This is a genomic window from Paraburkholderia sp. RL18-085-BIA-A (genome assembly GCF_046027075.1).
GTDB lineage: Bacteria > Pseudomonadota > Gammaproteobacteria > Burkholderiales > Burkholderiaceae > Paraburkholderia.
Map to the genome: position 1 here is coordinate 1 of NZ_JARESU010000056.1, position 20,082 is coordinate 20,082.

The 20,082-nt window shown below is 62.1% G+C and carries 21 protein-coding genes and 1 pseudogene; 11 read left to right on the forward strand and 11 right to left on the reverse strand.

From position 1 onward, the window contains the following. Nucleotides 1-158 precede the first annotated feature (158 nt). The 3 genes from P0D89_RS29595 (at nt 159) to P0D89_RS29605 (ending at nt 2,347) form a co-directional block, all read left to right on the forward strand. On the forward strand, nt 159-668 hold the full coding sequence (locus P0D89_RS29595; protein WP_408363142.1) for a nuclear transport factor 2 family protein: 510 nt from the start codon (nt 159-161) through the stop codon (nt 666-668). Between the two features lie 95 nt (nt 669-763). Continuing rightward, nucleotides 764-1,876, forward strand: a complete 1,113-nt coding sequence (locus P0D89_RS29600) for a Gfo/Idh/MocA family protein (protein ID WP_408363144.1) — start codon at nt 764-766, stop codon at nt 1,874-1,876. Between the two features lie 234 nt (nt 1,877-2,110). Next, entirely contained in the window at nt 2,111-2,347 is a 237-nt protein-coding gene (locus tag P0D89_RS29605; RefSeq protein ID WP_408363146.1) for a hypothetical protein, read from the forward strand. A gap of 77 nt (nt 2,348-2,424) precedes the next feature. Here the strand turns inward: P0D89_RS29605 and P0D89_RS29610 are convergent, their stop codons facing one another. The 4 genes from P0D89_RS29610 to P0D89_RS29625 all read right to left on the reverse strand — a co-directional run bounded on the left by P0D89_RS29610 (nt 2,425) and on the right by P0D89_RS29625 (nt 5,268). Then, nucleotides 2,425-2,955, reverse strand: coding sequence for a MarR family winged helix-turn-helix transcriptional regulator (locus tag P0D89_RS29610; RefSeq protein WP_408363148.1), 531 nt, complete (start codon nt 2,953-2,955; stop codon nt 2,425-2,427). 441 nt (nt 2,956-3,396) lie between these two features. After that, the gene (locus P0D89_RS29615; protein ID WP_408363150.1) at nt 3,397-4,164 is read right to left on the reverse strand and encodes a glucose 1-dehydrogenase; all 768 of its coding nucleotides are present in this window, start codon (nt 4,162-4,164) and stop codon (nt 3,397-3,399) included. A gap of 18 nt (nt 4,165-4,182) precedes the next feature. After that, nucleotides 4,183-4,566, reverse strand: coding sequence for a nuclear transport factor 2 family protein (locus P0D89_RS29620; protein WP_408363152.1), 384 nt, complete (start codon nt 4,564-4,566; stop codon nt 4,183-4,185). Between the two features lie 276 nt (nt 4,567-4,842). Then, a complete protein-coding gene (locus P0D89_RS29625; protein ID WP_408363154.1) occupies nt 4,843-5,268 on the reverse strand; it encodes a nuclear transport factor 2 family protein in 426 nt (141 codons plus the stop codon). A 358-nt stretch (nt 5,269-5,626) separates the two neighbouring features. On the opposite strand from P0D89_RS29625, the pseudogene P0D89_RS29630 reads away from it, so the two are divergent. Then, nucleotides 5,627-6,212: pseudogene (locus tag P0D89_RS29630) on the forward strand (LysR substrate-binding domain-containing protein); the annotation flags it as partial. Nucleotides 6,213-6,327: 115 nt separating this feature from the next. Here P0D89_RS29630 and P0D89_RS29635 read toward each other — a convergent pair. Together P0D89_RS29635 and P0D89_RS29640 are read right to left on the reverse strand one after the other, a co-directional pair. Beyond that, on the reverse strand, nt 6,328-6,867 hold the full coding sequence (locus P0D89_RS29635) for a MarR family winged helix-turn-helix transcriptional regulator (protein ID WP_408363156.1): 540 nt from the start codon (nt 6,865-6,867) through the stop codon (nt 6,328-6,330). Nucleotides 6,868-7,103: 236 nt separating this feature from the next. Then, nucleotides 7,104-7,259 carry a hypothetical protein gene (locus P0D89_RS29640; protein ID WP_408363158.1) on the reverse strand — a complete coding sequence of 52 codons (156 nt, stop codon included), beginning with the start codon at nt 7,257-7,259 and terminating at the stop codon, nt 7,104-7,106. A gap of 211 nt (nt 7,260-7,470) precedes the next feature. On the opposite strand from P0D89_RS29640, the gene P0D89_RS29645 reads away from it, so the two are divergent. The 3 genes from P0D89_RS29645 (at nt 7,471) to P0D89_RS29655 (ending at nt 10,213) form a co-directional block, all read left to right on the forward strand. After that, on the forward strand, nt 7,471-8,379 hold the full coding sequence (locus tag P0D89_RS29645) for a LysR family transcriptional regulator (protein ID WP_408377608.1): 909 nt from the start codon (nt 7,471-7,473) through the stop codon (nt 8,377-8,379). Nucleotides 8,380-8,511: 132 nt separating this feature from the next. After that, complete coding sequence (locus P0D89_RS29650) at nt 8,512-9,525, forward strand: aldo/keto reductase (protein ID WP_408363160.1); 1,014 nt, start codon at nt 8,512-8,514, stop codon at nt 9,523-9,525. A gap of 304 nt (nt 9,526-9,829) precedes the next feature. Next, a complete protein-coding gene (locus tag P0D89_RS29655; RefSeq protein ID WP_408363162.1) occupies nt 9,830-10,213 on the forward strand; it encodes a hypothetical protein in 384 nt (127 codons plus the stop codon). A gap of 204 nt (nt 10,214-10,417) precedes the next feature. On the opposite strand, the gene P0D89_RS29660 is transcribed toward P0D89_RS29655, so the two are convergent. Beyond that, on the reverse strand, nt 10,418-10,606 hold the full coding sequence (locus P0D89_RS29660; protein WP_408363164.1) for a hypothetical protein: 189 nt from the start codon (nt 10,604-10,606) through the stop codon (nt 10,418-10,420). Nucleotides 10,607-10,880: 274 nt separating this feature from the next. Between P0D89_RS29660 and P0D89_RS29665 the strand changes: the two genes are divergently transcribed. Both P0D89_RS29665 and P0D89_RS29670 read left to right on the forward strand, forming a co-directional pair. Beyond that, nucleotides 10,881-11,159, forward strand: coding sequence for a DUF1488 family protein (locus P0D89_RS29665; protein ID WP_408363166.1), 279 nt, complete (start codon nt 10,881-10,883; stop codon nt 11,157-11,159). An 18-nt stretch (nt 11,160-11,177) separates the two neighbouring features. Continuing rightward, on the forward strand, nt 11,178-11,969 hold the full coding sequence (locus tag P0D89_RS29670; protein ID WP_408363168.1) for a phosphate/phosphite/phosphonate ABC transporter substrate-binding protein: 792 nt from the start codon (nt 11,178-11,180) through the stop codon (nt 11,967-11,969). A 17-nt stretch (nt 11,970-11,986) separates the two neighbouring features. Here the strand turns inward: P0D89_RS29670 and P0D89_RS29675 are convergent, their stop codons facing one another. The 4 genes from P0D89_RS29675 to P0D89_RS29690 all read right to left on the reverse strand — a co-directional run bounded on the left by P0D89_RS29675 (nt 11,987) and on the right by P0D89_RS29690 (nt 17,981). Then, the gene (locus tag P0D89_RS29675; protein ID WP_408363170.1) at nt 11,987-14,050 is read right to left on the reverse strand and encodes an acetyl/propionyl/methylcrotonyl-CoA carboxylase subunit alpha; all 2,064 of its coding nucleotides are present in this window, start codon (nt 14,048-14,050) and stop codon (nt 11,987-11,989) included. A gap of 86 nt (nt 14,051-14,136) precedes the next feature. After that, nucleotides 14,137-14,922 carry an enoyl-CoA hydratase/isomerase family protein gene (locus P0D89_RS29680; RefSeq protein WP_408363172.1) on the reverse strand — a complete coding sequence of 262 codons (786 nt, stop codon included), beginning with the start codon at nt 14,920-14,922 and terminating at the stop codon, nt 14,137-14,139. Nucleotides 14,923-14,953: 31 nt separating this feature from the next. Further along, the gene (locus P0D89_RS29685) at nt 14,954-16,561 is read right to left on the reverse strand and encodes a carboxyl transferase domain-containing protein (RefSeq protein WP_408377610.1); all 1,608 of its coding nucleotides are present in this window, start codon (nt 16,559-16,561) and stop codon (nt 14,954-14,956) included. A gap of 238 nt (nt 16,562-16,799) precedes the next feature. Continuing rightward, nucleotides 16,800-17,981 carry an isovaleryl-CoA dehydrogenase gene (locus P0D89_RS29690; RefSeq protein ID WP_408363176.1) on the reverse strand — a complete coding sequence of 394 codons (1,182 nt, stop codon included), beginning with the start codon at nt 17,979-17,981 and terminating at the stop codon, nt 16,800-16,802. 305 nt (nt 17,982-18,286) lie between these two features. On the opposite strand from P0D89_RS29690, the gene P0D89_RS29695 reads away from it, so the two are divergent. Continuing rightward, entirely contained in the window at nt 18,287-19,030 is a 744-nt protein-coding gene (locus tag P0D89_RS29695; RefSeq protein WP_408363178.1) for a TetR/AcrR family transcriptional regulator, read from the forward strand. 107 nt (nt 19,031-19,137) lie between these two features. Beyond that, complete coding sequence (locus tag P0D89_RS29700; RefSeq protein WP_408363180.1) at nt 19,138-19,995, forward strand: DUF72 domain-containing protein; 858 nt, start codon at nt 19,138-19,140, stop codon at nt 19,993-19,995. The last annotated feature ends 87 nt before the right edge of the window (nt 19,996-20,082 follow it).

Genomic DNA, 20,082 nt, shown 5'->3' on the forward strand with positions numbered 1-20,082 from the left:
CACGGTGAAGTGACCACTGGAGCGTAGACCGGCTCGATCGTCACGTTACGTTCCGGATTCGCAAGTGGATTGCGCTCGCGTTGGGTTTCAATCCACTCACCCCAGGTGCGTGGCATCGATTTGCTTCAGCCGCGACGACTCAATCAAGGAGACCGAAGTTGGAAGCGAAACTTCAGCAGCTAATGGATGAAGCGGAGATTCGCCGCGTTCATGTCCGCTATTGCCGCGGCATCGATCGGATGGACTGGGACCTCGTGCGGTCGTGTTACCACCCGGATGCGATCGACAGGCACGGCGCGTACGAGGGTGGTGTCGAAGGTTTCATCGACTGGGCAGCCGAATTGTTGCCGAACTTCGAATCGACGCAACACTTCACCGGCAATCAGTATGTCGAGGTCCACGGCGATGTAGCGTTTGCGGAACATTATGCGCAGGCGAGCCACCGCACGATAGCCGACGGCGACAAGCCTGCGATGGATTGGGTGGTGAACATTCGCTACGTCGACCGCATGGAACGGCGAAACGGTGAATGGCGCATTGCCGATCGGATGGTCGTACTCGACTCCCAGCGATCGGACCCGGTTCCCGGAGACCTCGCACCGCTCGAAAATTCCAATGTCGGGCGCCGTGACAAGGAAGACCCGTCGTACAAATACCAGATCGTATGACAGATGCGGCCCGTGTCTGTGGCCGGCTCCAGAGGGCCAAGCTTCGAGATCAGGTGCCCGAGGTTACTGCAGTTATCTAACGGTTAGAGGAAGCAATGGAAGGAAAATATCGTGTCGGTATCGTCGGCTTGAGCCCAGGGCGCGGTTGGGCGGCAACAGCGCATATTCCGGCCCTGCGGGCGTTGTCCGACGTTTTTGAGCTCGCCGGCGTGGCGAATACCAGCCTCGCGAGCGCGCAAGCAGCGGCCGCCGCGTTCGGTATCCCGCAGGCATTTGAAAGTGCCGCTGTGCTGGCCGCATCGCCGGACATCGACATCGTCGTCGTCACCGTCAAGGTTCAGCACCACAAGGAAGTCGTCACGGCGGCCCTGGAGGCGGGCAAGGCCGTGTACAGCGAATGGCCGCTCGGCAATGGACTCGAAGAAACCATCGCGCTTGCCGGACTCGCGCGCGAGAAAAAGGCATTGGCCGTCGTTGGCGCACAGGCGATCGCCTCGCCTGAAGTGCAGTTCATGCGCAAGCTCGTCGCCAACGGCAAGATCGGCGAGGTCCTGTCTTCGACGTATGTCGGATCGGGTTTCAGCTGGGGCGATGACATCCTGCAGGGTGACGCTTACGCCATGGACAACCGGAACGGCGCCACACTGCTTTCCGTGATCGGTGGGCACGCGATTGCGGCGATTGATACCGTCCTCGGCGATATCGAACAGATCGGCGCGGTGCTGTCGCAACGCAGGCAAACCGTGCGCGTCATCGAGACGGGCGAAACCGTCGAGATGAAAACGCCCGACCACCTGATGGCGAACGCGATTCTGCGCTCCGGAGCGCCGCTGTCGTTGCAACTCCGCGGTGGCCTGCCGCGCGGGACGAAGCTGCTGTGGGAGATCAACGGTAGCGAGGGCGATCTGCGCGTCACCGCGAGGAATGAATACGTCCCGGCGGTCAACATCTCGCCCCTGCGCGTCGAGTACGGACGCAAAGGCCAGAACGGCTACGAGGAACTCGACGTCCCGGATCCGTTTCCGATCGATGCCGGCGATGCCGTTGCAGCGCGCAATGTCGCCGGCATTTACCGGTTGATCGCCGATGACCTGCGCCACGGCACCCGCACGGCGCCCAGCTTCGATCACGCACGCGCACTTCACGAAGTGCTCTATGCAATCGAGCAGTCGAGCGAAACGGGCAATCGGATCAAAGTGAGCAAGTAGCAAGCGTGTACGGCTCTCGTATGCGCCGTACTCGCACATGAAGCGCGTAAGCGTGGGCGCGCAACGCCCCCTCTTCTGTCCATGGTCGGACGGGCCCGGGAGCGGAGCGCGCTGCAAGCAGGTTGCAGGCGAAGAGCCTGACTGGCCTCGCGGTGGACGTTGCGTCCTTTTGGTCAGCGAGGCCCGTCAGCGGGATGTAGTCACGCGATAAGCGAGCGTGATAAGGAGAAGATCATGGCTAGCGCAGCAAAGTCATTACGCTCGATGGTGGAAGACTGGCTTGCTCCCACCTCGATGGACATGGTGCATGTGGTCGAATTCAAGAACCAGCGTGCGACGCGGCAATGCTACGTATGCGTCGAAGCACGCAGGGCCGCCGGAACCGCAGCGATGTTCTTCTTTCACCACAAGGACGGACTCTGGTCTATTTTTCCGCCGGGCCGGGAGCGCCCTGCGATGCGCGCGGCGTGAGTGCGCCGCCGTTCTCCGCACACCGATCACCAATGCTTCCACGACGAAGTCGTTGTGCCGAAGACCGGGGCCGGCGGCTAGTCGATCACAGAGTCGCTCTGAGACATCATGATCAGGTTGTCTTCGATCTGGTGCATGACTTTCCAGAAAACCAGGAGATCTTTCGCCGGGATGCCGTCGAGCGAAGCCGAAATCATCTCGGTGAGTTCAGGCAGCATTTCGTCGACAAGGCGTCGTCCTTCATCCAGCAGGCTGACGTAGCATTTCCTTCTGTCCTTGGGGTCGCGCGTCCGTCGCACGAGATTGCGCTTTTCCATGCTATCGAGCGCCGGTACGGCCGTCGTCGATGCGACCCCTACCCGCTTGCTGAGTTCGAGCTGGTTCACCTCGCCGCGTTCTGCCAGAACCCGAAGATAGAACCAGTGCGCAACCGAAATGCCCTCCTTGTCCAGTAGCTTCTGGCCTTGCGCGTCGTAGAGCCGGTATACCGTGCGAGCCATCCATGGCACGGTTCGGCCGCGGTCGTCAAAAACGTCCGAGCGCTGACCATCCACCGCTTCCGGCCCCTCGCGTGCGTCGTGCACTACATTCGAACTCGACTTTGACATTGGCCATTCCTCATCGGGGTCACGCGGCCGGCAACGCATAGACCGGCCTGGCGGCGAGCGTCATGCTCTCGATACAGGGAGCTCATTGGAACCCTTGATTGTGGTCACCCCAAAGCACCTTATTTTATATCAATCTATCTTATATGGAATTATCTGTTTTACGATAACCCGCCTCATGACGATCATACAACATGCGCAAAATGGATGTGCAAACGCTCCGCCGCAACGCCGACCCGCCAACGTTGATCGAATGACGTCGCACTCTGATTCCCGGAAGCGGCAATGCCTACGCATCGATCGTCAATCACGCGAGTGCAGGGTCGTCGCTGAAGTGGGTCAGTCCGGGCGTGCCGTAGTCGCGTACCCCTGCATATCCGAATAGTTCCGTGTGGGGCGGTCCGTCCACGATGACAGGACGGCCGCATCAAACGCAAAGCAGCGTCAAGTGGCGAGGAATCCCCCGTCGACGGCCAGTTCGGCTCCCGTCACGAAGGATGCCTTGTCCGAAAGTAGCCAGACGGCGGCGGCAGCAATCTCCTGCGGAACGCCGATTCTTCCCAGTGGGTGACTCGCTCGGATCTTCTCGATCAAATCGGCGAATTGCGGATCGGATCCCAGCGCCTGAACCATTGGTGTGTCCACCGCACCGGGGAGGACGGCGTTGACCCGGATATGCTTGTCGCCGTAGTCGACCGCTGCGCCTTTTGTCACCCCCAGCACACCGCCCTTGGAGCCACAGTAGTCTGCCGCACTTCGCATCGCCACGCGGCCCAGCGTGGACGAAGTATTGACGATAGAGCCGCCACCCGTTTGCAACATGGCGCGTATCTCATGCTTCATGCAAAAGAACACGCCATCGTAATTGACTGACTGAATCCGGCGCCATTGCGCGGCAGTCAGTTCGTGCAGCAGGACGTTCGTCTGGGAAAGACCGGCATTGTTGAACGCGCCATCGAGCCGGCCATACCGACTCAATGCCGCGGCCACGAGTGCTTCGACCTGTTCTTCATTGGCTACGTTCGTTGCCACGAAGATTGCGTCACCGCCTGCCCGCCGAATCGTCGAGACCGTCTCCTCTCCCTCCGCAACACCAATATCGGCGACCACGACGCGCGCCCCCGCCACGGAGCACGCCAGCGCCGCCGCTCGCCCGATACCCGAGCCACCGCCGGTGACGATGATCGTCTTCCCTTCAAGATCGCGATTCATTTCTTTGTTCCCCCAGGATCAACGCGCGAACAGGAGAGAGCTATCGGCGTAGATGCGGCATTCATCGATCAACCGGTCCTGCAACTTCCAGATCGTCGCGGCCGGTATCGTCAGCGTCGATCCATCCTTGCGTGTGTAAGTCACGGATATCTGCGAAACGATGACATTCTCGAACGCCCATACGTTGACGAGGTTATGTTTGATGCCCGCAAGCAGCTTCAGAAAATTCTGTGAAGCCGCAGCAGCGTTTGCGCGACCGATGACTGGATCGCTATTCGCATAGACGAATGTGCAGTTCTCGGTCAGACAGTTCGCGAACTCCTGCTCGTCCATCGAATCGATCGCTTCATAAACCCTTGAAACAAACTCGATTGCTGCTGTGGGTGTTTGAGTAAATGTCATCGTGAGTCGTCTCCTTTTTGATGGATGGGTCCATCACCACTGCCGTTGTCTAGCATCGGCTGCGCGGAGCGCACCGCACGCGCACTTCACGCCGGGCAATCTCTCTTTCTGTGGTCAATCGCCCCTAGCGTGGCGCATCGGGCAACACGCAAAATGCTCCCTTCGGCAAGCCGTGTCGCCGAAGCGCTGTGCCTTATCACAGGCCGTACTCGTACGATGGATCATCGCGGTCGCGCCGCCCATAGTTCCAGTCGCCCAACGGCGCAGACTCGGTGCTCACCGGGATCGTCCGTTCCGAATCGTATACAACGATGCGGTCACAATTTTCCATTCGTCATCACGCTTTTCGAGCCGATCCACGTATCGCACGTTCACAATCCAGTCCGCGGCGGGTTTCCCGTCTGTGGGTTTCGTGCGGTGAAACGCCTGCGCGTAATGCTCCGCGAAAGCGAGATTGCCTTCCACCTTCACGTATTGGTTACCGGTGAAATGCATCGTGCTGTCGAAGAGGGGCAACACTTCCCCAGCCCATTTGATAAAACCTTCGACGCTGCCTTCGAAAGCACCATGTCGGTCAATGGCATCGGGGTGATAGCACGAACGCACGAGATCAAAGTCCATTCGGTCGATGCCCCGGCAGTAGCGCATATGCACTTCACGAATCTCCGCCTTGTCTTGAAGATCCTGACTCTTCGAATCCAATTTGTGTCTCCCAGTTCAAGTAAGAAACTGAAGCACATCGCCCCGACTCAACCTCGGCGACCGCCTCTTCGCTCTGCGTGACTTTCCCTACACCGCTACCGTGGCCATCGCACAACCGATTTACGTCAATTCACTTTATATCGCATGATGCATTGTGGAATTACTAGAGTCAAGAGCTTGTGGGTACCGTCTGATGGCTCCGGTTCACGTGGATCTCAGCACGCCGATGCGCACTACCTCAGCGTTGCTCGATCGCAGTTCAGAGCGGTCGTGAAATGACGGGAACATCTAATCCATATGGTTTCGGACATACCGCGTGAAGCGGATGTTTGTGGAAGCGTAATGGGAGGCCTGCTCGATGGACTGGACCTACCGCCTTCGTTTAAGGCATCTGCAGGTGCTATCGAGCCTCGCGAGCACCGGAAACGTGAGTCAATCGGCGACGGCACTCAGCACGACTCAGCCCGCCCTGTCCAAATGGCTGAAGGAACTGCAGGAGGATGTCGGCCTGCGGCTCTCCGAGCGACACGGGCGCGGCTTGTGGCCGACGTCGTACTGCGACGCGCTGATCGAACACGCACGCCAAATCGACGCATCTCGACATCGCACGTGACGACATCCAGGCGTTACGCGCAGGCGGAAGCGGCCTCGTGAGCATCGGGATATCAGGTCTGTCGGCGGCCGACACGGTACCGCTCGCCGTGTCGCGATTACTTCAGCGCATGCCGGGTCCGCAGGTGCGGCTGGTTGAAAGTACGATGAACCAGTTAATGCCACAGCTTGCGCGCGGCGAACTGGATATTGTCGTCGGCCGCTCGGGCCAACAGTATGATGACCCGCAGTCGCAGATCGAGACGCTCTATACGGAGCCGATCAACTTCGTCGCACGGCCTCATCACCCGCTTACGGAAAAGACCCAGCTAGACTGGGACGATGTACTGGCATGCCGAAAACGAGAATCGCGCCGCGGTGGCCATGGCATTGGACAGTCTCCGTGCTTTCGTTGATCCACGCATGGAAGAATGGCACACCGCTTGTTGATTCAGTCACCGCCTCTACTCAATCGACGACCGTGTCGCCTTGCGACGCCTGATTCAGGTTATTTTCAATTTGATGCATCACCTTCCAGAAAACACGCATATCCCTCTGCGTGATCCCATCGAGCGACGCCGAAATCATATCGATGAGTTCTGGCATCATTTCATCGACCAGCCGTTTGCCGTCTTCCTTCAGACTGACGAAATACTTTCGCCTGTCGTTCGGATCTCGGGTCCGTTGTACCAGACCACGTTTCTCCAGGTTGTCCAACGCAGGCACGGCAGTGGTGGATGCAATCCCCACCCGTTTGCTGAGTTCCAGCTGATTAATTTCACCGCGCGCCGCCAGTACACGAAGGTAGTACCAGTACGCGATCGGCAGCTTCTCCCTGTCAAGGATTTTTTGCGCTTGCGCGTCGTAGAGCCTGTGCACGGTTCGCGCCATCCAGGGTACGGTCCGGCCGCGGTCATCGAACACATCGGACGGTTCTTTCATTCCCGGCCCCGATCGCTCGGAGACGTCCATGGCCGCTTTGGCCGCGGTGGAGTGTGACTTGGGCATCCGCTCATTCCTTGAAATTGAGGTAGTCAGCCGCACGCAACGCCGCTTGGCGAAGAGCTATGACGGCCCGCTGTATTCCAGGGCATTCCCCAGGTTTGTTGACTTTATCCATCCCAAAACACATCATTCGATACAAATCAATCTTAGATGTAATCATCTTTCTGAAAATGATCTGTCGCAGGAGAGATCATACAACAGTGGACTTGCCCCTGCGTGAGCGGACACCCGGTCACGCTTTAGCGCTCAAGAGCTAGTGAGACCGTGCCCATGCTGCCAATCGCGTTGACGGGTGGGCGCGGATTTGAGCTTTCCATTTCTGATTTCCTTTCGATCGGCGAGCAGGCTGCGAAACCTGGAGCAAGCACCAGCATCGCCACCGCGACTATTTTCATCGGGCCTTTCCCTCGGCAACCGCTCAGTCCGTGTTGAAGACTCTCCTGCTCGATGTTTCTTCTGAGAGCCCGGCGATCCACCAATTCGCAACGAATCTGTGCCGACAGGCACCGCTGCGGTGGGTGTATCGCGACTTCTGCAAATCTAGCCTTCACATGCGCGCCTGACTAGACGCTAAAATCGGCAAACACCTATGAAACGGGCTCATCAATGCCGCGCGAAAACTACAACGACCTGATCGCCTTCATCGCCGTCGCGCGCGAGCGCAGCTTTACTCGTGCCGCCGCACAACTGGGCGTATCGCAGTCTGCGTTGAGTCATACCATCCGGGCGCTCGAAACACGGCTCGGACTACGCCTCTTGACCCGCACCACGCGCAGCGTTTCGCCGACCGAGGCCGGCGAGCGTCTGCTCCAGACAGTCGCGCCCCGCTTCGAGGAGATCGAATCCGAACTGGCAGCCGTAACCGAGTTTCGCGACAAACCCGCCGGGACCATTCGCATCACCGCGACCGACTACGCGACCAAGACGGTTCTCTGGCCTCGCTTGTCGAAAGTCCTGCGCAAGTATCCGGAAATCAACGTTGAAATCATCACGGACTATGGTTTGTCCGATATCGTCGCCGATCGCTATGACATCGGCGTTCGCAACGGCGATCAGGTCGCCAAAGACATGATCGCGGTCCGCATTGCGCCCGATATGCGCATGGCAATCGTCGGCTCTCCGGCGTATCTGGAGAAGCGGGAATGGCCAAAGAAGCCTCACGACCTGACCACGCATAAGTGCATCAATCTTCGTTTGCCGACTCTTGGCGGCTTCTGTCCGTGGGAACTCAAAAAGGGCAATCGCGAAGTTCAGGCTCGGGTGGAGGGCCAGCTCGCCTTCAACGGAACCTATCAGATGCTGGAGGCGGCCTTGTCTGGATACGGTCTGGCCTATGTGCCGGCCGACCTGGTTCAAACGCATATCGCAGCGGGCCGTCTTGTCTGGGTACTGGAGGACTGGTGTCCGACCTTCCCCGGCTTGCACGCCTTCTACGCCAGCCGCCGGGAATTTTCGAGCGCAATGACCGTAGTGATCGACGCAATCCGCTATCGCCCGGAAGAGAGGAAGCGGTGACGCCAGCCTCATTCATGATCACAGCTCATAACGGCTTGCCGTTTTAGGGGCTTTATCGCTAGATCCGATCTGCCTATCATCTATCCCTATTCGACAATAGCAATCGCAGGCACGGCCTGCATGGAGAAAATGATGGACTACCGATATTTGGGTCGTAGCGCCCTCAAGGTTTCGCCGCTGTGTTTGGGCGCCATGATGTTCGGCGGCAAAACGGACGAAGCCACCTCCAGGACGATTATCGACAAGGCGTCCGATCAGGGCGTGAACTTTATCGATACCGCCGACGTTTATCACGCTGGACGGTCCGAGGAAATCGTCGGCCGCGCGATTGCGCCACGGCGTGACAGCTGGGTCGTTGCGACGAAGTTCGGCTATCCCGCAACGGCGAATGCGGGTCCGAACGAACAGGGTCAGTCGCGCAAATGGATTTTCCAGTCGGTCGAGGCCAGCCTGAAGCGTCTGGGCACCGACTACATCGACGTCCTCTACTTCCATCGGTCGTTGAACGATGCGCCGCTGGAAGAAAGCGTGCGTGCCATCGGCGATCTGATCCACCAGGGCAAGGTGCGCTATTTTGGCCTGTCCAACTTCCGCGCGTGGCGCATTGCCGAGATCGTGCGTCTGGCCGATCAGCTCGGGATCGATCGGCCCGTCGCAGTCGAGCCGCTGTACAACATGGTCGACCGCACCGCCGAGGTCGAGCTGATGCCGGCGGCCGGGCACTATGGGATCGGCGTGGTTCCATACAGCCCGCTCGCGCGTGGCGTGTTGACAGGCAAATATGCACTCGAGGGCGCGCCGCCAGCCGACTCCCGCGCGGGGCGCGGCGACAAGCGTATCCAGCAGACCGAGTGGCGTCCGGAATCGCTGGCCATCGCGCAGAAAGTCGCGGCTCACGCCGCTGAACGCGGCACCACTTCGATTGCCTTCGCCATTGCCTGGGTGCTGAAGAACCGGCTCGTGAGTTCCGCGATTGCGGGTCCGCGCACAGAAGCGCACTGGGACAGCTACGTCCATGCGCTGAAGCTGCAGCTTGGACCGGACGACGAAAAGTTCGTCGACAGTCTGGTTCCGGCGGGCCATGCGTCCACGCCGGGTTATACGGACCCGAACTATCCGGTCGAAGGCCGGCGCGTCATCGACTGACCTTCCGGTGTGTGAAGGCCGCTCGCGTGCCGCAACGGCACGGCGGTGGCTGTCCGCTTACGCCCCCCGGTGCGCGTGCTCTGCCGGCACATGCTGAGATCTGCGAGAACCCGCGTAGTCTTCAGCTCAAAGAACTCGTCATGAATATACCGTTGAGAACAAGATCGCACTCGTCACCGACGCGGAATCGGGGCTTGGCCTTGCGACCCGGCATCCATGTCGCAGGAGAACTGTACAAGCCCACCGTCGATTGCATGAGTTCCTCACGCGCATAATCGCGTTACTCGTCAAAGACTTCACGACCATGCCATCCACCGTCAGCAACTCGCTCGTCTGGATATTCGACGCCTTCGAGCGAGATACGACCTACGTTCGCAAGCGAATGTTCGGATGCGATGCCGCCTATGTCGAAGGCTTGTTGTGTCTGGTCGCCGCCGATCGCGAAGCGCCGTGGAACGGCTTGCTGGTCTGCACGTCGCAAGAGCGGCACGCCGCACTGATCGACGACATGCCCGCGTTGCGGCCGCATCCCGTGCTCGGAAAATGGCTCTACGTTCCGCAGGACGATCCGGCCTTCGAAACCGTCGCGGAAAGACTGACGGCACTCGTGCTCGCGCGAGACTATCGCGTCGGTGTCGAGCCTAGGCCGCGCCGGCGCGGCAGGAAGTCCCTGTTGCCCTCGACATGATGCGCCGCGATCAGCGAGCGGTCTGCCAGCGGCCACCTGGGCCGGACGCGTTGCCGCCACCCCGCTCTCCAGCCTCCGGGCCGGGCCATGAGCGTCAGTCCGGCCCCCGCATCGGTTATGCCAACAGGCCGTGAGATTATTGAACGGGAGCGCTCCGCGCCACCTCGACAACCCCGCTGCACGGGTCGCCGGCCACCGGCACGCTCACCGGCACCCGATCGCGCAACCAATCAACCCGAACGCGCCGACGAGCCCGACGCCCGCCCCAAACCCGAAGGTTTCGAGCGAGGTCGCGCAGCCTTGCAAGGCGCAAGCGCACGTCAGCGTGGCGGCCAGAAGCAGGCGCCGTGCCTGATTGGGCACCACCGTGCCATGTCGACTGCCGTGGATCATCCTCTCCTCCGTCCGTTCCGGTTGACCGTGTCTGTGCAAAGGCGCAATCGCCGCAGCGAGTGTAGCCAGCGCGAGCGGCCGGAGAACGGACGAATAACGGGCGGAAAGACGCGGCCGCTTACCAAAGCTTGCGCGGATGTTTCCGCTTGCCGAGGTTGCCTGCCGCTGCGCGTGCCGGGACGCCCGGCATTTGATCGCAAATGCCGGTTCTCCCACATACCCCAATGGCGCGCTTTGTCATGCTCATGATTCGGGCGTCGTAGGGGAGTTCGCCATGTCAGTCTATGTCGATGAGGGGTTCCGACCCTGTGTGACGGAACGCGCAACGGTCGCGTTCCGGGTGTGCTGCGACGATCGCGCGCAGATTTTCGAGGTCAGCGCCGAGGCGCTCGTCGCGTTTTGCGGTGCGGCGAGCAAGCGCAAGCGCGACCTGCTCGTCGCCTTCGAAGACGCGCAGCAGGAGATTCTGTCGGTCGCCGCGCAAAAGTGGACGTTCAAGCCGACTGAGCCGGTGCGGCTCGGGCTCGACGAGTTTCGTATGGTCAGACATTAGCTGTGCCAGAATCGCGTCATGACCTGGATCGCCGCCCTGCCCATGTACAACGTCACGCCCGCGCTCGACTTCGAGTGGCGCGAATGGCTCGACGACGTGCTGCGTAGAGTCAAGCCAGCGTGCCGCATCGTCGAACCGGACGAGGAGTTGCACGGCTTCTGGCGGCGCCCCAACCTGCTGCTCTCGCAAACCTGCGGCTACCCGCTGATGCACGGCTTGCACGAGCAGGTGCAACTGGTCGCGACGCCGCGCTTCGACGCGCCGGGCTGCGAAGGCGCGCATTATTCGAGCGTGCTGGTGACGCGCTCGGACGCCCAGTTCGATACGCTCGCGGCCTGCCGTGGCGCGCGCGCCGCCTACAATCAGGAAGACTCGAATAGCGGGATGAACGTGTTCCGTCACGCGGTCGCGCCGCACGCGCGCGCCGGCATGTTCTTCAGCAAGGTGCTGCGCACCGGCTCGCATCTCGGCTCGTTGCGAGCGGTGGTGGACAATCGCGCGGATGTCGCCGCGGTCGATTGCGTGACCTTCGCTTTCATCGGCGATGTAATGCCGGAACTGGCCCGCCGGGTTCGCGCGATCGGCGTGACGGCGGCCTCCCCGGGTCTGCCGCTGATCGCTTCCGGCACGGTGCCGCCGGCCACCGTCCGCGCGCTGCGCGAGGCACTGAACGAATCGCTCGAAATCCGGCCCGAGCGCGCAAAACGCCTGCGTTTGCAGGGCTTTTCCGTGCTGCCGCTCGCGGACTACGCACGCATCGAGCAGCTCGAAAACGAAGCGCGCGCCGCCGGCTACGCGCGCCTCGGCTGAGCCCCCAACCCGCGAAGCTACTGCACGTTCAGCACCAGCAGCTGCGCGCCGTCGGCCACCTGATCGCCGACCGCGTACAGCACTTCCGACACCGTCCCGGCCGCCGGCGCGCCGATCGTGTGCTCCATCTTCATCGCTTCCATCACGAGCAGCGGCGTGCCCTTCTCGACCACGGCGCCGGGTTCGACCAGCACCGCGATCACCTTGCCCGGCATCGGCGCGGTCAAACGGCCTTCGCCGCCTTCCGCGTCGGCCGCATGCGCGAGCAGGTTCTGCCACTCGAACGCCAGCGCCGTGCCGAGGCAGAACACATGAAACGTGTCGCCGTCGACGAATACGCGGCCCGTGACGCGCGCATCGCCGAGCGTCGCGCGGAACTCGTGCGCGCCCGTGCCCTTCGACCACGAGAATTCTTCACGTACACCGTCGTGTTCGAGCGTTTGCTTGGCGCCGTCGCGCGCGAACGAGACGGTGAATGCGTGCTCACTATTGCCGCTTTTGTCACTCTTGTGGTCGCTGCTGTCGTCGATCGCGCGCCAGCCGAGCGTCTGCGTGTAGCCGCCGTTCAGACGCCAGTGCGACAGCGCATCCCACGGCGACGCGCCGTGCGCAGTACCGCCCTCGCGCGTGAGCAAGGCGGCGCAGGCGAGCGCGAGCGCTTCCTTGAAGGGCTTCTTCTGCGGCGCGAACAGCGCGTCGTGATGACGCTCGATCAAACCGGTGTCGAGGTCGCCGCTGGCAAACGGCTCGCTGGCGACGATGCGTTGCAGGAACTCGACGTTGGTATGCGGCCCGACCACTTCGCACGCGTGCAGCGCGCGGCTCAGGCGCGCGAGCGCCTCTTCGCGCGTGGCGCCGTGGACGATCAGCTTGGCGATCATCGGGTCGTAGAACGGCGTGATGGTGTCGCCTTCGCGCACGCCGCTATCGATCCGCACCGGCGCCTTGCGGCCCGGCTCTCCCAAGCCAGCCGCATCGATAGCAAACTCCACGCCTTCCGGCATGCGCAGATGCTTGAGCGTACCCGTCGACGGCAGGAAACCGCGCGCCGGATGCTCGGCGTAGATGCGCGCTTCGATCGCATGGCCGTCCAGCTTCAACTGCGGCTGCGTGAGCGGCAGCGGTTCGTCGGCGGCGACGCGCAATTGCCACTCCACGAGGTCCTGGCCGGTCACCATTTCCGTGACCGGATGCTCTACCTGCAAGCGCGTGTTCATTTCCATGAAGTAGAAGTCGCCGCTACTGGTCATGATGAACTCGACCGTGCCCGCGCCGACATATTCCACCGCGCGCGCGGCGGCCACCGCCGCTTCGCCCATTTCGCGCTTTATCTCGGCGCTCAGTCCGGGCGCCGGCGCTTCTTCGAGCACCTTCTGGTGACGCCGCTGCACCGAGCAATCGCGATCGAACAGATAGACCGCACCGCCGTGACGGTCCGCGAACACCTGCACTTCCACGTGGCGCGGCCGCGTCAGATACTTCTCGATCAGCACGCGGTCGTTGCCGAAGCTGCTCGCCGCCTCGCGTTTGCACGAAGCCAGGGCCGCCGCGAAATCCTCGCTGCGTTCGACCACGCGCATGCCCTTGCCGCCGCCACCGGCGCTGGCCTTGAGCAGCACCGGGTAGCCGATCGCATCGGCCTCGCGATGCAGCAACTGCGGGTCCTGGTCGTCGCCGTGATAGCCGGGCACGAGCGGCACGGCGGCCGCGTGCATCAGCGCTTTCGCGGCGGCCTTCGAGCCCATCGCGGCGATTGCCGCGACCGGCGGTCCGATGAAGACGATGCCGGCCGCTTCGCAGGCATGCGCGAAGTCTTCGTTCTCCGACAGGAAGCCGTAGCCCGGATGCACCGCCTGCGCGCCGGTGGCGCGCGCGGCTTCGATGATGCGCTCGACCCGCAGATAACTTTCCGCCGCCGTCGAGCCGCCGATGTGCACCGCCTCGTCGCACGCGGCCACATGTTTCGCGTTGGCGTCCGCGTCGGAATACACGGCCACGCTCGCGATGCCGAGCCGCTTGCAGGTCGCGGCAACGCGACATGCAATCTCGCCGCGATTGGCAATCAGGATCTTGTTGAACATGAATGTCTCGATGAAATGTGCGGTTCGGGGCGGTTGTTCTGGTTAAGGCGCTGCACGCACCCCGCAAAATGGACGTGGCGCGCGCGTCAGTTGCGCCAGGCCGGCGTGCGTTTTTCGAGGAACGACGCGACGCCTTCGCGCCCTTCCGCGCCGGCCCGCGTGCGGGCGATGCGCGCCGCCGTGTCTTCGATCAGTGCGTCGGTCAACTCGCGGCCCGCGATGTCCTGCACGAGCTGCTTGCACGCGCGCACCGCTTGCGGTCCGTTCGCGCAGAGCGTTTGAGCAAGTTGTTCGACCGTGGCGTCGAGTTGCTCCGCGTCCACCGCTTCACTGACGAAGCCGATGCGCAACGCCGTCGCGCAATCGAACACCTCGGCGGTGGTGAAATAGCGGCGCGACGCCTGCTCGCCCAACGCGCGGATCACGTACGGCGCGATGGTCGCCGGAATCAGACCGAGCCGCGCCTCGGACAGGCAGAAGCGCGCGCTCTGCACGGCCACCACGATGTCGCACGCCGCGATCAGGCCCATGCCGCCCGCGTACGCGTCACCGTTCACGCGCGCGATCACCGGCTTGTTGCAGCGATACACCGACGCCAGCATGTTCGCCAGCAACATAGAGTCGGCGCGGTTCTCGTCGTTCGAGTAACCGGCCATTTTCTTCATCCAGTTGAGATCCGCGCCCGCGCAGAACGCCTTGCCGTTCGCGGCGAGCACCACCGCGCGCACGTCGTCGCGCGCATTCAGCGCCGTGAACGCCGAGGTCACTTCAGCGATCATCGTTTCGTTGAACGCGTTGCGCACATCCGGCCGATTCAGCGTGACTGTGGCAACTGGTCCGGCGATTTCCAGATTCAGTGTTTCATATTGCATCGTCGCAGCTCCCGCGCTTCGTCGCGCATCGTCACATTCTGAACACGCCGAAACGCGTGTCTTCGATCGGCGTGTTCATGCTCGCCGAGAGGCCGAGGCCGAGCACGTCGCGCGTTTGCGCCGGGTCGATCACGCCGTCGTCCCACAGACGCGCGCTCGCGTAGTACGGGTGGCCCTGATGTTCGTACTGGTCGCGGATCGGCTGCTTGAACGCCTCTTCCTCTTCGGCGCTCCACGAGCCGCCCTTGCCTTCGATGCCATCGCGCTTGACCGTGGCCAGCACCGACGCCGCCTGCTCGCCGCCCATCACCGAAATGCGCGCGTTAGGCCACATCCACAGGAAACGCGGAGAATACGCGCGGCCGCACATGCCGTAGTTGCCCGCGCCGAACGAGCCGCCGATGATCACCGTGAACTTGGGCACCTTCGCGGTCGCCACCGCCGTCACCATCTTCGCGCCGTTGCGCGCGATGCCTTCATTTTCGTATTTGCGGCCCACCATGAAGCCGGTGATGTTCTGCAGGAACACGAGCGGAATCTTACGTTGGCAGCACAGCTCGATGAAGTGCGCGCCCTTGAGCGCCGACTCCGAAAACAGAATGCCGTTGTTCGCGATGATGCCGACCGGATGCCCCCAGATATGCGCGAAGCCGGTGACGAGCGTGGTGCCGTAACGCGCCTTGAATTCGTCGAAAGCGGAATCGTCGACAATGCGCGCGATCACCTCGCGGATATCGAACGGCTTGCGCGTGTCGACGGGAATCACGCCATACATGCTGTGCACGTCGTAGCGCGGTGGCTTCGGTTCCTGCAACGCGAGCGGCGCAGGTTTCGTGCGATTCAGATTGCCGACGATGCTGCGCGCGATCGCCAGTGCGTGCGCGTCGTTCTGCGCGAGATGATCGACCACGCCCGACAGACGCGTATGCACGTCGCCGCCGCCGAGGTCCTCCGCGCTCACCACTTCGCCGGTCGCAGCCTTCACGAGTGGAGGACCGCCGAGAAAAATGGTCCCCTGATTCTTCACGATGATCGACTCGTCGCTCATCGCGGGCACATACGCGCCGCCCGCCGTGCACGAGCCCATCACGACGGCGATCTGCGGAATGCCTGCCGCCGACAGATTCGCCTGGTTGTAGAAGATGCGGCCGAAGTGATCGCGGTCCGGGAACACGTCGTCCTGATTCGGCAGATTCGCGCCGCCCGAGTCGACCAGATACACGCAGGGCAAATGATTTTCCGCGGCGATCTCCTGGGCCCGGACGTGCTTTTTCACGGTGACCGGATAGTAAGTGCCGCCCTTGACCGTCGCGTCGTTGCACACGATCACACACTCCTGCCCCGCGATCCGGCCGATGCCCGTGATCACGCCCGCGCCAGGCGCGTCGTTGTGATACATGTTGTACGCGGCGAGTTGCGAGAACTCGAGAAACGGCGTACCCGGATCGAGCAGTTTCTCGATGCGCTCGCGCGGCAGCAGCTTGCCGCGCCCGGTATGTTTGTCGCGCGCCGCCTGGCCGCCGCCCAGCGCGAGCTTTTCGACCTTTGCGCGCAGATCGGCGACCAGCGCTTCGAGCGCTGTCGCGTTGGCGCGAAAGTCGTCCGAGCGTGGGTTCAGCTTTGATTCGATGATCGGCATGGGCTAGCTTCTCCTGTGTCGATCGGAGTTGGCGCTTTAGCGCTTACTCCGATCCCATGCAACTGCGGTCGATCGGAGTTGGCGCTTTAGCGCTTACTCCGATCCCATGCAAGGTGGTTGATGTTCGCCGCCTCTTATCGAGGCCGGCGCCGAACGCGCCGCGATGCGGCGCGCGCAATGCTCGTGTGGTGCGCATGTCATGCTCGCGCGTCGCCCCGCGCGCCGCGCTCGCGACCCGTCAGAGCGTTTCGGCAAACAGTTCGCGGCCGATCAGCATGCGGCGGATTTCGCTCGTGCCCGCGCCGATTTCATAGAGCTTCGCATCGCGCCACAATCGCCCGACCGGATACTCGTTGATATAGCCGTTGCCGCCGAGAATCTGGATCGCTTCGCCGGCCATCCACGTGGCTTTTTCCGCCGTGTAGAGAATCACGCCCGCGCAGTCCTTGCGCACCTGGCGCACGTGATCGTTGCCGAGCGTATCGAGTTGACGGCCCACCGCGTACAGATACGCGCGGCACGCCTGCAGCGTGGTGTAGAGATCGGCCACCTTGCCCTGAATCAGCTGGAACTCGCCGATCGACTGGCCGAACTGCTTGCGGTCGTGGATATATGGCACGACCGCATCCATCACCGCGACCATGATGCCGGTCGGGCCGCCCGCAAGCACCGCGCGCTCGTAGTCGAGGCCGCTCATCAGCACCTTCACGCCGCCGTTTAACTGGCCGAGAATATTTTCTTCCGGCACTTCGACGTTCTCGAACACCAGTTCGCCGGTATGCGAGCCGCGCATGCCGAGCTTGTCGAGCTTTTGCGCAACCGAAAAACCCTTCATGCCCTTCTCGACGATGAACGCGGTAATGCCGCGCGAATTCGCTTCGGGATCGGTCTTCGCATAGACCACCAGCGTGTCGCAATCCGGGCCATTGGTGATCCACATCTTGGTGCCGTTGAGCACGTAGCGGTCGCCCTTTTTCTCCGCGCGCAGCTTCATGCTGACGACGTCCGAGCCCGCGTTCGGCTCGCTCATCGCGAGTGCGCCGACATGTTCGCCTGACACGAGCTTGGGCAGGTATTTGCGCTTTTGCGCGTCGGTGCCGTTGCGATGAATCTGGTTCACGCACAGGTTCGAATGCGCGCCGTAAGACAGGCCGACCGACGCGGACGCGCGCGAGATCTCTTCCATCGCGATCATATGCGCGGTGTAGCCCATGTTCGCGCCGCCGTATTCCTCCGAGACCGTCATGCCGAGCACGCCGAGATCACCGAACTTGCGCCACAGGTCCATCGGGAATTGATCCGTGCGGTCGATTTCCGCGGCACGCGGGGCGATTTCCTTGGCGGCGAATCCCGCGATGCTGTCACGCAGCATTTCGATTTCTTCGCCGAGCGGGAACTGCAAACCGGGCAGGTTGCGCATTGCTGTGTCTCCAGAGTTCGTTGGCGGCCGGTCGGCCTCGTGGGCGCCGGCGGGTCCGCGCGGGCCGGTGGACGGCGGCGGCTTGCATCACCGCTGCCGTCCCGCACGAGGCGCGACAAGTTTCAATGCGCATTTCACGCCAGATTGACGTAAGCGTCAATAGGTATTTTTGAGTGTTACTCAGAAAATGTTCAAACGTGCTTCTGACGCTGCTTTGCGGTTAAAATCGTGCTCATTAGCCTCGTTTGGCTCATTGGGCGCGCTCGCCGGGCTCCAGCAGCGCCTCAAATCTGAACTCCACTCATATGACGGTTGCCGTGAAGGCCGAGTTACCTGTGTCGCGCCGCCAGCCGGCCGGGCGCAAATCGCAGCAACGCGTGAAGGAGATTCTTCAGGCGGGGCGCGACGTTTTCTCCGAGAAAGGCTACGAGCGCGCGACGACCGCCGAGATCGCGCAGCGCCTCTCGATTTCCGAGGCGACCGTGTTCAGCTATTTCCGCGGCAAGCGCGAGCTATGCGCGCGCGTGATCAGTGACTGGTACGACGAGATCATCGGCGCGATCGAGTCGGGCTTGCCGCGCGACGGCAGCGTGCGCCAGCAGTTCGCCTTCATCGTGCGCACGCACTTGCGGCTGATGCTGGTGAACGGCACCGATCTCTGCGCGCTGGTGCTGTCCGAGGGACGCGCGCGTCATCACGAACTGAGCGAGGCGCTGACCGAACTGCAGCGCAGCTATACCGCGCCGTTGATGCGCGTGTTGGCGCAAGGCCAGCAGAGCGGACAGATTCGCACCGACATGCCGCTGCGTTTATTGCGCTCGATGGTGTTCGGGCCGATGGAGCATGTGCTGTGGGACGCCACGCTGACCAGGCGGCGCATCGATATCGACGCGACCGCCGATCAGTTGATCGACGTGCTGTGGACTGCGCTCACGCCGCCCGACCTGGCGGTAAACGCGTTGCAGCGGTTCAGGGCGGAAGTGGCGGAGGCCGACCGGCGCTTCGAAGAGGCCACGCGGCGCCCGCCGGATGCGACGCGCGACGCGTAGCGGGTCGTGTTGCACGGTTTTTCGCCAGCGCGAATCCGCTTCTCTCTCGCGGCCAAAAAGAAGCTAATCTACTGCTTCCCCCGGCTGGAGCCAGAAGGAGAACTTACGTGGCTGAAGAAAAAAGCGCAAAAAGTGCGGCCAGCGCGAAGAGTGCGAAGCCTGCCAAAAGTGCCAGCTCCGCGAACATCCGCGTCGGTATCGGCGGCTGGACTTACGTGCCATGGCGCGGCACCTTCTACCCTTCGGACCTCACGCAAAGCCGCGAACTCGAATACGCGAGCCGCCAACTCACGTCGATAGAAATCAACGGCACGTTTTACGGTTTGCAAAAGCCGGCGAGCTATGAGAAGTGGTATCAGGAAACCCCGGACGATTTCGTCTTTTCACTGAAGGCGCCGCGCTACGCGACCAACAGAAAAGTGCTGGCCGATGCGGGTGAAACGATCGAACGCTTCTTCGCGAGCGGCGTGCTGCTACTCAAACAGAAGCTCGGTCCGGTCAACTGGCAATTCGCGCCGACCAAGAAATTCGACCACGAAGACTTCGAGGCTTTTCTGAAACTGCTGCCCGCCAGCATCGAAGGCCAGAAGCTCAGGCATGCAGTCGAAGTCCGCAATGACACGTTCAAAACGCCGGACTTCATCGCGCTCGCGCGCAAGTACAAAGTCGCGGTGGTGCTGGCGGCCGACAGCGACTACCCGCAAATCGCCGACCTCACCGCGCCGTTCGTGTATGCCCGCATCATGGGCACGACCGATAAACAGGCCAAAGGCTATTCGGCCAAAGCCCTCGACGCATGGGCCGAACGCGCGCGCCAGCTGGCCGCGGGCGCGACGCCGGACGACCTCGAAACCGCCGCCGAGCCACCGGCCAAAGCGGCTGCGCGCGATGTCTATCTATACGTGATCAGCGGCTTCAAGGAGCGCAACCCGGCCGCCGCAATGGCGCTGATCAGGAAACTCTGATCTGGCGCAGTCCCAGCCACGGCTAGCGGGTGTCATAATCGCGCCAGCGGATCGGTGCAACTCAACGCGAATCCTGCGCGCTTTCAG